Origin of the sequence: Bradyrhizobium sp. CCBAU 51745 (assembly GCF_028128715.1) — a bacterium.
Classification (GTDB): Bacteria; Pseudomonadota; Alphaproteobacteria; order Rhizobiales; family Xanthobacteraceae; genus Bradyrhizobium; species Bradyrhizobium manausense.
The window spans coordinates 866541-881599 of record NZ_LBJP01000093.1; the positions used below are offsets into that span (position 1 = coordinate 866541).

A 15059-nucleotide genomic window follows, 5' to 3' on the forward strand; every position below is an offset into this window, starting at 1 on the left:
TGCTCACCCGCCCTTGACGGCGCCCGCCGTAAGCCCGGCGACGATCTGCCGCTGCGCGAACACCGTCAGCAGCAGCACAGGCAGCGTGACGACCAGTGCGGCCGCGGCGAGCGGGCCCCAACTGAGCTGGTCGAACGAGATCATGTTGTAGACGGCCACGGGCAGGGTGCGGGTCTCGCGCCCGGCCAGTACGATGCCGAACACAAAATTGTTCCAGGAGAAGATCACCGCGAGAATGAAGGCGACCGCGATACCGGGCTTGGCGATCGGCAGCGCGACGTGCCGAAACACCTGCCAGCGGCCGGCACCATCAATCAGCGCGGCCTCTTCCAACTCCAGTGGTGTCGTCTCGAAATAGCCGATCATGATCCAGATCACGATCGGCACCGTCACGACCAGATGGATGATGATCTGCGGCACCAGCGTGCCGAGCAGGCCGAGCCATTGGAACAGCAGGAACAGTGGGATCAGATAGGACAGGCCGGGCGTGATGCGGGCGATCAGGATCACGATCGCCGATTTGTGCGCGGCCATGCGCGCAATCCCGTAGCCGGCGGGGACGCCGACCATCAGCGCAAGCGCCGTCGCGCTGCCCGTGACGATCAGGCTGTTGAAGAAATAGGTGACGAAACGGTTGGAGGCGAGCACGTCCGCATAGTTCTTCCAGGCGAAATGCTCGGGGATGAAGACCGGCGGGTACGCGGCGTTGTCGACCTCGAATTTGAGCGAGAGCGACAGCATCCAGAGAAAGAACAGGATGGCCGGCGACACGATGACGAGCACCGCGAACCACAGGCTGATCTTGCCGATGATTTGCTTCGGAGTCATGCGTCGCTCGCGATCTCGGTCCATAGCATGCGCTGGCGAGCGTAGAGCATCACCGCTGCAAGCAGGACAATCAGCAGGAAGAACACCACCGCGATCGCTGAGCCGTAGCCGAGGTCGTAGTAAACGAAGGCGACGCTGTAGAGGTAGAGGTTAATGGTCTCCGACGCAGATCCCGGTCCGCCCTGCGTGATCGCGAAGATGACGTCAAAGCTCTTCACCGCGTCGATCATGCGGATCATGCCGGCGATGAACAGGAACGGCATGATCAGCGGCAGGGTGATGAAGCGGAACACCTGCCACAGGCTGGCGCCATCGATCTGCGCGCTCTCATAGGGCTCGGTCGGGATCGCAGCGAGCCCGCCGAGCACGATCAGCATCACCAGCGGCGTCCATTGCCAGGTCTCGACCAGCACCAGCGAGGGGATCACCGTTGCCGGATGAAACACCCAGAGTTGCGCGGGAATCCCGACCAGGGACAGCAAATAGTTGAGCACGCCGAGCTGCGGGTGGAACATCATGGTCCAGACCAGCGCGATCGCGACGGGCGTAGCCATCATCGGCATGATGAAGATGCCGCGCAGAAAACCGCGGCCGGCGAATTTCTGGTGAAACACCACGGCCGCGAACGTCCCGAACACGAGCGGCAGCAGCACGGACAGCACGGTGTAGACCAGCGTATGTCCGATCGCCTCGATGAAACGCGGATCGCCAGTCAGGCGCAAATAGTTGGAGAAGCCAACGAAGGTGGTCGGCGAGCCGACCTTCCATTCGTTCAGGCTCATCCAGATCGTGAACACCCATGGGAAGATGATGATCGCGAGCACGACGACCAGCGCCGGCACCACGAACGGCCAATAGGACGGCGGCCGCAACTCCTTCTCCGGCGCGGCATCAGACTGTGCCGCGCGCGGAGCAGATTGTATCAACGTACTCACGCCTTTTCGCTACGCTCCAGGATCGGCCGGAACTGGTCGTGGGCCTTCTTCAGCTCTGTTGCGGGATCGGAGCCGGCCAGGGTCGCGGTGACAGCGGCGCCGACGAGATCGCGGAATTCGGCGACCGGGATGATCACCGGCAGGCCGAGCTTGCTGATCTTGGCGGAATCGATCACGGACTGCAGCCACTCCTTGGGCATCTTCACGCCCTTCTGGACCTCAGCATCGTTCAGGATCGAGTTACGGAACGGCACGCCGCCGCCAGCCTGCAACAGCCGTGCGCCCTGCGCCTTGGAGACCGCCCACTGACACAGCAGATAAGCCGCTTCCTTGTTCTTGCTCGCCGCGGTAATGCCGAGGCCGTCGCCGTAGGTGGCCGAATATTGGCCCTTCGGTCCGGCAGGCACGACGGTGTAGCCGACCTTGCCGACCACGCGCGAGGCGGCCGGATCCTCCAGCGGCGGCGCCCAGCCGACGCCGTCGATCCACATTGCCGATTTGCCTTGCGTGAACGAGGCCATCGACTCCATCCAGTTGAAGCCGGCGACGCCGGGCGGGGCCATCTTCGTCAGCAGGGTCTGGTAGAGCTTGGTCGCTGCGACGGCCTCCGGACCGTCGGTCAGGATGTTGCCCTTGGCATCAAGGAATTCGCCGCCATAATCGAGGAAGAAATTCGTCCACAACGTCATGTTGGCGTTGCGCAGGCCTCGGCCCACGAAGCCATACGTGCCGTCCTTGGCATCAGTGAGCTTTTCGGCGGCTGCAACCATGTCATCCAGCGTCTTGGGCACCGCGACGCCCTTCTTCTGGAACAGCTCCTTGTTGTAGTAGAGGATGAAATAATCGACCGACCAGGGCAGGGACAGCATCTGCCCCTTGTCGTTCTTGCAGTACTGCAGACCTGCGGCCGAGAAATCGCTCTCGACCAGGTCAGGCGCGGTCAGCGTCGGGTCCTTCATATAGGGCGTCAGATCGGCGAGCCAGCCGGCCTTTTCGAACTGCCGCTTCTGCACGTGATAGCTGAGATGCACGACGTCGAAGCTCGGCCGGCCCGAAGTGAGCTCGATGACGCACTTCTGGCGCTGCTGCTGCTCGGGAATCTGTTCCGATTCCACCTGAATTCCGGTGAGATCGGTGAACTCCTTGATGTTCTTTTGCAGGTTGTCGCCGCGCGGCCCCTTGGCGAGGATCACCTCCAGCTTGGTGCCCGCATATTTCTTCCAGTTGACCTCGGCGCGAGCCGGCAATCCCGTCAGGCTGAGCGCGCCAGCCGCAGCGGTGCCCGTCAACAGTGTACGGCGCGAGATCTTATGGTCAGCCACTTTAGTCCCTCCCTCTGATTCAATTCTTTGGGAGGGATACTAGCGACCGTTCCACGCCTGCCTAGTCCTAATTTGGGCGTTACGGTCGCACGGCTGGCGTTTCCATCGGCATTCCGCGGGCCCGCGACATCAGATAGAGCTCGAGAGCGACCAATTCGGGCGCGCCGTAGTCATAAGCCTGGGCGCGCACGCCGGCCATGCAATTGCGCAGGCGCCGCTCCAGGGATCCCAGCGTCTGCCATTCCAACCGATAGAGCGGATAGCCGGTCGGTTGCCCTTGGGTGATCGGCGAGCCCGCAAGGTGCTTGTCAAAGTTGTCGTCATGGCAGTTGGTGCAGGCCAGGTTGAGCTGTCCCTCGCGCTGCATGAAAAGGCTGCGCCCCTGTTCGACAAAAGGTTTTAGCTGTGGATCGTCGCCCGCAGTGATCGCAGCGCCGCGCGACTGATGAGCAACGAAGGCTGACAGCGCCAGGATGTCGCGGCTCTCGTAAGGCAGGGGGCTCGCCTGCTGATGATTGGCACGGCAGAGGTTGATGCGCTGGTCGAGGGTAACGGGGCGCCCCAGCGTCTTGTCGAAGGTTGGATAGCGCGCCGCGACGCCTTTCATGCTGCTTCGCGCATCGCCGTGACAGTCTGCGCACGCTTTATCGGCGCCGCCGGCCTTCTTGCTCCACAGCGCCTCGCCGTCGAGCACAAATAGCATGCCTGGATTGGAGGTATCGTCATCCTGCATGGCGCGGGTGTCGGCACCCATGAACGAATAGCCGGAGCGGCGCGCATCGGCCGGGATCTCACCGGCGAGCAGGGCAGAGGTCGTAGCGACAAGCGTCGCCACTGCTATCGCGCGCCATGAGATCATTCGACCGTGATCGATGCCGATGCGGTGGACGAATAGCCGTTGTCGCCGATCCATTCGAACTCGAGCTTGCCGCTCTCTTTGGCGATCGTAAAGAAGGACAAGTACGGGTTGGCGGCGATCGCCGGAAACAGATCGGCGCGAAAGATCTCGGTGCCATTGTAGCGGCAGGTGAAGCTCGTGATGATATCGCGCGGTACCAGCGCGCCATCCATGGTGCGGCGGAAGCCGGTTTCCATGATGTGCGAGGTCAGCGCGCGGATCTCGATGACGTCGCCGCGCTTGGCCTTTGAGGGGACGTTGATGAGCGCGGCCATCAGTTCACCTCCTCGGTGCAGGCGGCGAGAGTCACGACAACATCCGCCGTGACCTGCCAGAAGCTGTCGTCGGAGAGGCGGGCGATCGCAACCACTTTCTGGGTGTCGGCTAGCCGGATTCGCGTCGAGATTTGCGCGCGGCCGCAGGACGGGCTCAGGTAGAAAGTTCCGATGTTGGGCTGCGGGTTCTTCTCGTTGAAGACGTGGATGCTCTTGACGTAGTCGTCCGCCGTCATCGGACTTGTGACGCTGACCGTCATCGGCACCGTGTTGCCGTTCTCGACCAGCGGCGGAATGTCGAGCTTGACCTTGCCGGTGCGAATGGGGGCTTCGCCGACGATGTTCCGGATCGCACTGCTGAGCATCGCAGGCGTTGCTTCGACCGGCCGCAGCGTGACGATCCGAATGACCGTAACGCCGCCAGCCAGGCTCAAAAATTGTCGTCGCGTCGTTGGCATAAGCGGTCCTAGTCGCGAAGGGTGGCGAGAAAAGCCACGATGTCCTCGATCTCTGCGGCCGATAGTATCGGCTTGCCGGTGAAATTGCGTCCGACGCGGACGAGGCCGTCCGCACGGTAGTAGGACGGCATCATGGTGGCCGGGTTGAAACGCGAGGCGTCAACCAGACGAAGCCGCAACTGGCTCATTGTCCAGCGGTTCCCCGTGCCAGCGAGATCGGGCGCCAGGTCGCCTTGGAACCGCACTTCCGGGAAAGGACCGGAATGGCAGAGGATGCAGGTCGTCGTGCGTGTCGCCACCAGCGTGCGTCCCCGCGCGGCGTCGCCGGGGGCGCCGGTCAGCGATTCCGGAATCCCGTCGCCGACGATCTTGTAGGGCGCGAGTCCTTCGGCTTTCGCGCTCGCGATGACGGCGAGACCGGCGGCAATCAACGTGGCCATATGGGCGATCGACCTAGCCAAAGGTGTCCGCCGTGATGGTTTGAAACCAGCGCTCCGCCTCGGCCGCTTCCCGGGTGCGCAGCTCACGCGGCGCATCGACCGGGCTCGTAGTCCCGCCTTCGACCTCGGCAAAGATGTCGCCCCTTGGCCGGTAATTGCCCGTGAGCGAGAAGCCATAGCCGGGTGCGACGATGTTGTAGCAGACGCCGGTCAAGCGCGGCGCTTCCGGCGCACGATCAGCGAGCAGATTGACGATGGCGGCGGCGCACGCCTTGCCTTGCGCGCTCGCGGCCGCTGCTGATTTGGGGATGCCGCCGCCGAGGCAGGCGTCGCCGATGACATGAATATTCTTGACGAGCTTTGACTCGAAGGTGACAGGGTCGATCGGGCACCAGCCGGTGGCGTCCGCAGCGCCTGCGATTTCGGCAATGCGCCCGGCGCGCTGCGGCGGGATGACATTGGCAACGTCAGGGGCGTAATTGCCGAATTCGGTGACGATGGTCTTGGTGGCGGAATCGACCGAGGTGACGCGACCGCCTTGTGACAGGCCGATCCGTTCGATCATGTCTCCGTACAGCTCTTTCCACGCCGTCTCGAACAGCCGTTGCTGCGAGAAATTGTCCTTGGCATCGAGGATCAGCACTTTCGAGCGCGGCTTCTTCGTCTTCAGATAATGCGCGATCAGGCTGGTGCGCTCGTAGGGCGCCGGCGGACAGCGCGAAGGGTTGGCAGGAATCGCGATGGCGACCGTGCCGCCATCGTCCATCGCCTCCAACTGCCTGCGCAGCAACAGCGTCTGCGCGCCAGCCTTCCACGCGTGCGGCATTATTTCCGATGCGGCCTCGTCATAGCCGGGCAAGGCTTCGAAATGGAAGTCGATGCCGGGCGAGAGCACGAGGCGATCATAGGGCAGCGCGACGCCGTCGGCGGTCATGACGCTGCGTTGCTGCGGCTCGATAGTGGCCACTGCATGACCGATCACGGTGATGCCCTCGGCGGCGAGCTTGTCGTAGTCAAACTGCTGCGCTTCGATGTCGCGCAGGCCTGCGATCACTTGGTTGCTGAAAGGACAGGCGGTGAAGACCGCATTGGGTTCGATCAGGATGACTTGCAAGTCTGCCTGCGCCCGCTTGAGCGCGCGGGCGCAGGCAGCCCCCCCGAAGCCGCCGCCGACCACGACGACGCGGCCCGTCGATTGCGCACATAAGAGCGATGGCCGCGCCAATGTCGCGGCCGCGGCGGTGATGCCGAGCGCGGCAGTTCGCCGTGTCATCGGTCGCGCGGTCATCAGGATCATCCAGTCAAAATGCCGCGGCGGCCCTCATGGCCGCCGCGGTGCTTCCTTAGGCAAAGGTGATGTTCTGGTCGCGCAGCGGCACGGAACGGATGCGTTTGCCGGTCGCTGCGAAATAGGCGTTGAGCACCGCCGGTCCCGCAACGCCGATGGTCGGCTCGCCGACACCGCCCCAGAAACCGCCACTCGGCATCACGATCGATTCCACCTTCGGCATGGCTGCGATACGCATCGAATCGTAGGTATCGAAGTTTGTCTGTTCGACGGCACCATCCTTGACCGTGATGCCGCCATAGAACAGTCCGCTCAGGCCGTAGACGAACGACCCGGCGATCTGCCGTTCGATCTGGGCCGGGTTGACGGCATAGCCAGGGTCGGTCGCCGCGACGATGCGATGTACCTTGATCTTGGTGCCGTCGGTGACGGAGATCTCCGCGGCCGCCGCGACGTAACTCCCGTAGGAGGCGAAGTGCGCAAGTCCGCGGTAGATGCCCTGCGGCGGCGCGGTGCCCCAACCGATCTTCTCGGCCACGGCCTCCAGCACCGCAAGATGCTTCGGATGGTCCTTCATCAATTTGCGCCGGAACTCCAGCGGGTCCTGCCCTGCCGCATGCGCCAGCTCATCCATGAAGCATTCGACATAGATGGCGTTCTGGTTGACGTTCACCCCGCGCCAGAAGCCCGGGATGATGTGCGGGTTGCGCATCGAATGCTCGATCAGGAGATTGGGCACCGAATATCCAAACGGTGCATCGCCCTTGGCATTGAGGCCGGCGAAGGTCGCCGGATCCATGCCGTTGACCAGCGCCTCCGGCCGCAGGCTCGCCAGGATCGACTGGCCGGAGATCCGCATATGGAATGCCGTAAGGTTGTTGTCGGCATCGAAGCCTGCGGTCAGCTTGCATTGCGTGACCGGATGGTAGCGGCCATGCGTCATGTCCTCTTCGCGCGTCCACAGCAGCTTGATCGGCGTGCCCGGCATCTGCTTGGCGATCAGCACGGCCTGCCGCACATAATCGGTCTGGCCGCGCCGGCCGAAGCCGCCGCCGAGCAGCAACTTGTTGACGTCACATCTCTCGGCCGGAAGTTCTGACGCTTCCAGCACGGCGGCGAAGGCCGCCTCGCCGTTCTGCGTCCCACACCAGACCTCGCATTTGTCGGCCGTATAGAGCGCGGTGGCGTTCATCGGCTCCATGGTGGCGTGGTTCTGGTAGGGATAATTGTAGACGGCTTCGACCGTCTTCGCCGCACCGGCGAGTGCAGCTTTGGCATCGCCATTGGAATTGCCGACATAGGCCGGACCGCCATCGAGGCCTTCGGCCAGCCACTTTGCGATCGAGGCGCTGGAGACCTTGGCGTTCTCGCCTTCGTCCCAGACAATCGGCAGCGCATCGAGCGCGGTCTTGGCGTGCCAGAACGTGTCGGCCACGACCGCAACCGCGGTGTCGCCGACCTTCACCACTTTCTTCACACCCTTCATGTCGGCGATCTTGGCTTCGTCATAGCTTGTCAGCTTGCCGCCGGTAACAGGGCAATCCTTGATCGCGGCGTTGAGCATGCCGGGCAGCTTAACGTCGATGCCATAGACGGTGGTGCCGGTGACCTTGTCCGGGGTGTCGAGCCGCTTCACGCCCTTGCCGACCAGCCGCCAATCCCTGGGGTCCTTCAGCTTGACGTCGGCCGGCGGCGTCAGCCTGGCCGCGGCTTCGGCGACCTTGCCGTAGGTCGTCGTCTTGCCTGACGGCGTGTGAGTGATGACGCTGTTGGCGGCCGTGCATTCGGAGACGGGTACTTTCCAATCATTGGCCGCGGCCTGGATCAGCATCATGCGCGCGGTGGCGCCGCCTTTGCGCACATAGTCGTGCGAGGCGCGGATGCCGCGGCTGCCGCCGGTCGAGTAATCGCCCCAGACTCGCTTGCGGGCGACATTCTGGCCCGGCGAGGGGAATTCGGTGCTGACCTTGGTCCAGTCGCATTCGAGTTCCTCTGCGACGAGTTGGGCAAGGCCGGTCAGCGAGCCCTGACCCATCTCGGAGCGGGCGATGCGGATCACCACGGTGTCGTCGGGTCGGATCACGACCCAGGCATTGACCTCGGGCGAGCCGTCAGCCGCGCGAACCACGGTAGGGCCGCCGAACGGCAGGTCGAAGCCGATCGCAAGGCCAGTGCCCACAGCGGCGGTGCCGATCACGAAGGCGCGGCGGTTCATCTTGGGAGCAACGTGCTTGTTCATGGGCCGGCTCCCTTACGCGCTTGCGATCGTGTGGATCGCCTCGCGCACCTGCTGGAAGGTGCCGCAGCGGCAGATATTGGTGATGGCCTCGTCGATGTCGGCGTCGGTCGGCTTCGGCTTCTCGCTCAGCAGCGCCGCTACCGCCATGATCATGCCGCTCTGGCAATAGCCGCATTGCGGAACGTCCTGAGCGATCCAGGCCTCCTGCACCTTGTGCAGCGTGGCGCCAGAGGCGAGCCCTTCGATCGTGGTGATCTTCTTGCCCTCGGCCTCGGCAACCGAGATCCCGCAGGAGCGAGTGGCGACGCCGTCCATGTGCACGGTGCAGGCGCCGCATTGCGCAATGCCGCAGCCATATTTGGTGCCGGTCAGGCCGGCATTCTCGCGGATCGCCCAGAGCAGCGGCGTATCTGGCTCGACATCGAGCGTGAAGTTTTTTCCGTTGATTGTTAGGTTTGCCATCGCAAGTCCCCTGATTGGCCCATCCACCGATGGACTCAGTGGCGCAATGTGTCCGGCAAACTGGAACCTTTCAAATCAACAGTCTGAGGGATCGCCACGAAGATTTCCGCAGTGGCGGGAAGATTGTCGATCGTGCGGTGTTGTGCGCACTTTGGGATGGCCCAGGAAAGCTCACGCTGGATGAGCAATTGCCGGTTCCGGTCGTTGCCGCCGGCGCGGCCGCAGCGCAAAATCAGACCTGACGTCCCCCAAATTCAGGGCTGCGACTGTGTGCGGCTCGCTTGACAGCGGGACAACCTGGGCGTGATCGTTTGCGGGACAACACCGGGGCGCCATCGATTGCGGCGACCCCGGCGGATTTCCAGGCCTGTCGGCGATCAAGATCGGCATTGCGACGAGAACAGCTTTTTCGGGGGTGCGGCATGTCAAGGAAGGTGATCGGCTGGTCGGTCGCGGCGTTCGTCGCGATTGCACTTGTCTTCAACTATCTGCCCTCGTTAGTCGCCGACTCCATCTACAAGAATGTCGACGACATCACTGATGGCGAGATGCCCGCCACCGTCACCTCCTTTGAGTCGGGACCGGATATCGTCAGCACGATTGGTGGCAGCGGGGAGGGGTTGAATTGCAGCCTTCCTGCTCTGACCAACGTCTTCTTCGATGGAAGCAGGGATTCCAGGGGCAAGCGTCATCTCGTCCTGCAGCGGTTCCGGCAGGCCTGCGTGTTCCATGACCTCTGCTACCGCCACGGCCTCGCCACCTATGGCTATAACCAGAACGATTGCGACCGCATCCTGCAAAATGCGGCGTTCCGGCTGTGCACCTATATTCGCAACGGCAGCGGGACCGGCAGCGCGACGCGCTGCCAGACCGATTCGAAGATGGTCCTGGCAGGCGTCAGCATGGGTGGATACAACGCCTTTCGCGGCTGGGATCGATCGACCTATTTCGAGTTCGAATCCGATCCGTTCCGCTCGAATGGATTCCAGGCGAGCCGCGTCGTGGATCATCCGTTCAAGGCCGTGGATCAGGTCAAATATCGCAACGATCCGGACCAAGTCATCCTGTCGTTCGAGAACGTTCGATCCGATATCGCCGTGACCTGCATGACTTGCGGACAACTTCCGGTGTTCGAATACACGCAGGATCCGAACGAGGTCGACGCCGAGCTGCGCTCGGTCGGCGTGACGAAGCTGCCCGAGGCATTGCTCAAGCGCGAGCCAATGCTGTCGGAGACGGTGCCGATCTGGCTGCCGCCGCGTCGTCATCATGCCGCGCCGCATTTGCTGGTCGACAGTGCGGGCAAGCATCATCTGATCTGGATGAGCCGTAACAATCGACAGGACACGATGTCCTGCATCGTCGGCGCGGATGCCGCGCGGCTTCTCACCAATACGCTGCCTCGGCGGGATCTCTGCTCGAAAGATGCCGGTTCCTCGTTGAGCATGGTGGAGGTCGACATGTTCGCGACGTCTCCGCTGCCGATGGAAATTCCGGGCGCGAGCGACCCGATCTACGCGACCGCCATCAGCCCGCAGAAGACGATCGACAATGATCTCAGCTTCTGCTCGCGTTCGGCATCGAGGCCAATCGATCAATCCGGTCATGACGACCAGTCCAAATGCATCCGCTTCTCCGGGGACGACGTCAGCAAGGGTGCAGCGCTCGGCGCGTTCCAGGACTTTCAGGTCATTCGTCCCGGACAGCAGATCGTCTTCGCGCGGGACGTCGACCAGCGGCCGAACTCGCCGCTGACGGCGATCTGGCAGCGTGTGCTTGGCGATACCTTTTCACCTGCTGGTGCGCTGCTCGTGATCGACGTCGCGCCACCGGCCACACCCAAGGGACCTGCGTTGGCCAAGCTGAAGAAGATCGTCCGGTTCAATATCGACGATCGCTTCGATCCGATGATGCCGATCACGCGCAAGATCGACGATCTGCGTTTCCTGAGCCTGGAGGCATCGAAGCAGACCGTGCGCCTCCGGACGATCGATTTCGCCAAGGACAATCCCGCCGTCGGTACTGTCCGGCTGACGATGGGTGCCAAGGACCTAGATCTGGATCGCTCCTGGGCCTCACGGCCCGTGATGGTGCTGGAGACCCGGGATGCTCAGCCCAAGACGAAGCTGGTGTTCTCGCGCGGTGAAATCGCAATCGACCCCGACAAACCGGTCTCGCCGGATGCGACGACGGAAGCGCTGACATTGCAGACGCTGGTCTTCGAACGCGACGCCGCGGCGCCTTCGGATGCGCCATTCGTGAAATCGGCGGGGGCGGCTTGCAGGATCACCTATGAGTTTGCGCCCGGTCATGCCGACTGGCCGTGCTATCGCGCCTTCGAGCCTGATCGTTCGATGCGGGCCTCACCGGCTGCGCGAATGCAGGCCTCGCAGATGCTGATCGGGCATTTCTCGAAGAGCGCGGGCCACGCCATCGCGTTTCCCGATGCCTGCCTGAAGTCGGAGCCGATCATTCTCGCCCCACAAGGGGATACGTTCATGCCTGTGAGCGGGTCTGCGGGCTGGGCAGGTCCACCGAAGCTGCGGCGCACGATCACATGCGAGCCGCTCGATACGGCCACCGTCGTCAGCCGGCCGATCGCGCAAAAGGCGCGCTGAAGCGCGGCCTGCTTCACCGCCAATCGCACAAACTCGAAAACAACCCCATGCACAGTAGAAGGGCCCTTGAAGGGACAAGGGCTTTTTCAGATGTGGACGCGACGACACCTTGAATCGCGTCGACGTTGACACGTCGGGCAAAACACCGGCATGACAGACACCATCAAAGCTTTTTACACTGAAGCCAGGTGCGGATGGCCTCGATGAGTTCTGCCTTGCGTTCCAGCGGCAGCCAATGCCCGGCGGGCAAACTCATGACAGTAAGGTCTGGGCAGGCCGCGTGCATCGGGTCACCCTGGTGATTTCCGGTGATGCTGCAGATCTGATCAAAGTCGCCGTTGACGAACAACACCGGCTGCGACAGGCGGCCGCCATCGGGTGCCTTGCGCGCGTAGGCGATGTTGGCATCGTCGTTCAGGTACCACGCGCAGGATGGACGGAAGCCGTGAGCCCCAAACGACTGCACCAGCACGTCGAAGTCGCCCGGCGGCCAAAGAGCCGGATCAGGTTCGGTCGACGGGGCGCGGTGTGCGGCGCCAAAGCGCCCTCCGTTGCGCGTAACCGTTGCGTTCGGCGAAGGCTTGCCTGTCGCAGCGGGGTTGCCCGGCCGAAAGATCGACGCCAGTGACGCTGCGAGGTCTGCATCGAGGTCGGCGACGGCCGCCTCGAAGTGCGTCGTGTAGTGACGGTAGTAGTCCCATTGGCCGTCCGGATATTGGTCATCCGGGTAAATCGTTCGGTCGACCAGTGGGACGATCGTGCGTAGGGCGTGCCCGTCGGGTTGATACGCGAGCGAGGTCAGCACGACGCCCCGGCTGCGCCTGGGCTCATGGGCGGCCAGTTCACCAACCACAACACAGCCCCAGTCGTGGCCAATCCAGATCGCAGGCTTGCCGCCAAGGTGGTCGTGGAGTTCCGCCATGTCCGTCACGACGTTCTCGATGGTGTAGGCGTCATTGTCCGCAGGCGTGGACGAGTCGCCGTAGCCGCGCAGATCAGGCGCAACGCAATGCCAACCGTCGGCGGCGAACGCGTCTACCTGAGCGCGCCACATCAAGCCGATGGAAGGCCAGCCATGGACGAAGATCATCAACGGTCCGTCGTCCGGCCCGCTTTCGATGTAGTGCGTTGTCTGATGAGGCGGGCTGAAATGACATTGGTTGAGCTTTGGTCCGGCTCCAGAACCGATCGATCGAAGTGGGTCTGTCATGGTCGAACCAATCCGGTCGAATTCAGATCGTTCCCGGACGCGACCAGCTCCAGGCTTCACAACGCTTCCCGATTGAAACGAAGCGGCCGCTGCTTCTGCTTCACCCTCATTGGGACGCTTGGACAGCAAAGGAGGTAGCCAGCCTCGGGCCGATAGCAGTCAAACCTGCTATTGCGTGCCAAGTCCGACTGTTGGTTGTACCCGCGAGACAGCCGGCGGAATCCAGCGTCCGGTCAACACCTCAGACTTTGGGCCGTAAACCCGCATGGTGAGGTTGAAAGGCCCCTTCGGAGCAGGCAGCCAGTTGGCCTCCTTGTCCTTGCCTGGGCTCTCGTTCTGAAAGTAGAGCGTCAAAGAGCCATCCATGTCGACCTTGAACGGCATCCAGCTGCTCACAGCAAAGCGGTTGAGCGCGTTTGCGACCTGAAATCCCTCTGAATCATACAGCGTGATTGACCAGAATGCCTGTGTCGGCGGCGTCGCGCCCTTCTCGAAGGTGATTGTGTATTTGCTCGACCCGTCGAGCGGTTTGCCGGTTTCATCGCCGAGATTGAGCGGATAGATGGCATCTTCGGGCAGATTCGCCCCAAGACCTACTTGGGCGACGATCGCGCGCTTAAGGTAATAATTTCCGTAGACACCCATCGTGTCGGTATTCATCGACCAATAATTCGCAACGCGGGCGAGTGTTGGCACTTTCCAGGCCATCAACTTCTGTGCAGTCTCCGGCGCAAGTTCGACGGCTTTCTTGACCGCAGGTGCAAGGCCGGTGAAATCAAAGGTCTTGCCCGGCTCGATGCCGATCCGTCTCATCTGTGCGATGATCGGCTGATCGGTGGCGTGCGGGGGATGCAGCTTGAGAAGTTCGGCCGCATAGGCAAAGTATTTTTCCCCGCTCATGGTGTCGACCTGAGTCTTTGGCGGAGTCTTCACATCTACGGTCCGGTCAATGATCTGCTGGACTGGCTTGAGGGCCTGCCCCCATCCGGACAGGGGCGTTATCTTGTAGTTCGCCTGAATCCGTCGCACCGCCTCGTAGTCGGGCGGACCATCGGTCTTGGTGCGACCAATGATCCAAACGTAAGGCGTTGGCGCACCGATCCGTGTCATGCCGGCTGGAATCGTGCCGCTCCAACCCGGCGGCGTGATGAGATAATTTCCCGCTTGCGTGCCCGTGGTGCGCCAGCCGGGCGATGCGAAAACGTCGGTCCACATATCCAGCATGGGCATCAGATAGTAGCGCCCGCCAGTGTCAGGCACCGAGAGCACCAATGGTTCTGTGGTGAGATCGAGCCAGGCGGAGGAGTAGAGTGTGTCGAAATTCGGCCGGACAACTGCTTTCATCTCCGCGGGCGGAAATGCCGGGATGTTGACGAATGCGTTCATCGGGCCGCCGATACCGGTGCCAGGCTCCGAGTTGACGAGCTGCTTTCGAGTCACATCCATGGATATCAGCGGGTAGAGATAGATATAGCTGTCGGCGGCAATAGCGATCGCCTCCTGCTCCGTGATGGTTGCCGCGGCCTGCTGGGCCGCCGCCGGCGCGACGAGCGCTGCACTCAGCAAGAGTGCTGATGAGAACGCGACTAGCACGCGATTCATGATCTACTCCTTCCCTGCAATCCCGGCCGTCACATCGGTCCTAGACGCAGGTCGGGGCATGATTGCTTCGAACCTGTGTAGACCAACCCACTAACGTGGTTGTCTGAATGGCCGGCCTAAGAAATGATGGTCATTAACCCGGTGCCGTATTTGACTCAGATCAACGGATGTCCGCCCCGACGGTGCTGGGGCGAAATCGTTGACATCACCACTGAGGCCCCTGGGGCATATCAGCCTCGAATGGTACGACCAAATTCCAAGTGTATGCTGAGCAGCTACAATCTGGCTCGAATGGCTAGCAGCCTTCGTCCGCTTCGGGTGCTCCTGACAGCTGACATATCCTCGGCCGTGGGATGCGGCAGCGATGGGCCAATAGGACATTCGCTACTATGGAAAAAGCCGCGCCACTGTCCTTATTCGATCACCTCGTCGGCGATCACGTGAAGAACACTGAATCCTTGGCCTTGGGCGGGACCTAAGCTTT

At 62.3% G+C, this 15059-nt stretch carries 14 protein-coding genes; 2 read left to right on the top strand and 12 right to left on the bottom strand.

Features of this window, described 5'->3' with window-relative positions; all coding sequences use genetic code 11:
- Window positions 1–3 precede the first annotated feature (3 nt).
- From XH98_RS40290 to XH98_RS40335, 10 genes are all read right to left on the bottom strand, one after another.
- Window positions 4–828 carry a carbohydrate ABC transporter permease gene (locus XH98_RS40290; protein WP_271601745.1) on the bottom strand — a complete coding sequence of 275 codons (825 nt, stop codon included), beginning with the start codon at window positions 826–828 and terminating at the stop codon, window positions 4–6.
- Window positions 825–1763, bottom strand: a complete 939-nt coding sequence (locus XH98_RS40295; protein ID WP_057753437.1) for a carbohydrate ABC transporter permease — start codon at window positions 1761–1763, stop codon at window positions 825–827. Before XH98_RS40295 ends, XH98_RS40290 begins: the two co-directional genes overlap by 4 nt.
- Window positions 1760–3085, bottom strand: coding sequence for an ABC transporter substrate-binding protein (locus XH98_RS40300; RefSeq protein WP_271601746.1), 1326 nt, complete (start codon window positions 3083–3085; stop codon window positions 1760–1762). Before XH98_RS40300 ends, XH98_RS40295 begins: the two co-directional genes overlap by 4 nt.
- A 79-nt stretch (window positions 3086–3164) precedes the next feature.
- Window positions 3165–3944: a sulfur oxidation c-type cytochrome SoxA gene (gene soxA, locus XH98_RS40305; RefSeq protein WP_271601747.1), complete on the bottom strand. Its 780-nt coding sequence runs from the start codon at window positions 3942–3944 to the stop codon at window positions 3165–3167.
- Window positions 3941–4258, bottom strand: coding sequence for a thiosulfate oxidation carrier complex protein SoxZ (soxZ, locus tag XH98_RS40310; RefSeq protein WP_271601748.1), 318 nt, complete (start codon window positions 4256–4258; stop codon window positions 3941–3943). The genes soxA and soxZ overlap by 4 nt, the downstream gene beginning before the upstream one ends.
- On the bottom strand, window positions 4258–4716 hold the full coding sequence (locus XH98_RS40315) for a SoxY-related AACIE arm protein (protein ID WP_271601749.1): 459 nt from the start codon (window positions 4714–4716) through the stop codon (window positions 4258–4260). The genes soxZ and XH98_RS40315 overlap by 1 nt, the downstream gene beginning before the upstream one ends.
- An 8-nt stretch (window positions 4717–4724) precedes the next feature.
- Window positions 4725–5156, bottom strand: coding sequence for a sulfur oxidation c-type cytochrome SoxX (gene soxX, locus XH98_RS40320; RefSeq protein ID WP_442868690.1), 432 nt, complete (start codon window positions 5154–5156; stop codon window positions 4725–4727).
- A gap of 13 nt (window positions 5157–5169) precedes the next feature.
- Entirely contained in the window at window positions 5170–6453 is a 1284-nt protein-coding gene (locus XH98_RS40325; RefSeq protein ID WP_442868691.1) for an FCSD flavin-binding domain-containing protein, read from the bottom strand.
- A 46-nt stretch (window positions 6454–6499) separates the two neighbouring features.
- On the bottom strand, window positions 6500–8683 hold the full coding sequence (locus XH98_RS40330) for a xanthine dehydrogenase family protein molybdopterin-binding subunit (protein WP_271621886.1): 2184 nt from the start codon (window positions 8681–8683) through the stop codon (window positions 6500–6502).
- A 12-nt stretch (window positions 8684–8695) separates the two neighbouring features.
- Window positions 8696–9145 carry a (2Fe-2S)-binding protein gene (locus XH98_RS40335; RefSeq protein WP_057753426.1) on the bottom strand — a complete coding sequence of 150 codons (450 nt, stop codon included), beginning with the start codon at window positions 9143–9145 and terminating at the stop codon, window positions 8696–8698.
- 29 nt (window positions 9146–9174) lie between these two features.
- On the opposite strand from XH98_RS40335, the gene XH98_RS40340 reads away from it, so the two are divergent.
- Together XH98_RS40340 and XH98_RS40345 are read left to right on the top strand one after the other, a co-directional pair.
- A complete protein-coding gene (locus XH98_RS40340; protein WP_271621887.1) occupies window positions 9175–9387 on the top strand; it encodes a hypothetical protein in 213 nt (70 codons plus the stop codon).
- A gap of 180 nt (window positions 9388–9567) precedes the next feature.
- Window positions 9568–11763, top strand: coding sequence for a hypothetical protein (locus XH98_RS40345; protein WP_271621888.1), 2196 nt, complete (start codon window positions 9568–9570; stop codon window positions 11761–11763).
- A 163-nt stretch (window positions 11764–11926) separates the two neighbouring features.
- Here XH98_RS40345 and XH98_RS40350 read toward each other — a convergent pair whose 3' ends face one another.
- On the bottom strand, window positions 11927–12973 hold the full coding sequence (locus tag XH98_RS40350) for an alpha/beta fold hydrolase (protein ID WP_271621889.1): 1047 nt from the start codon (window positions 12971–12973) through the stop codon (window positions 11927–11929).
- Between the two features lie 168 nt (window positions 12974–13141).
- Window positions 13142–14575: a DUF1254 domain-containing protein gene (locus XH98_RS40355; RefSeq protein ID WP_271621890.1), complete on the bottom strand. Its 1434-nt coding sequence runs from the start codon at window positions 14573–14575 to the stop codon at window positions 13142–13144.
- Window positions 14576–15059 lie beyond the last annotated feature (484 nt).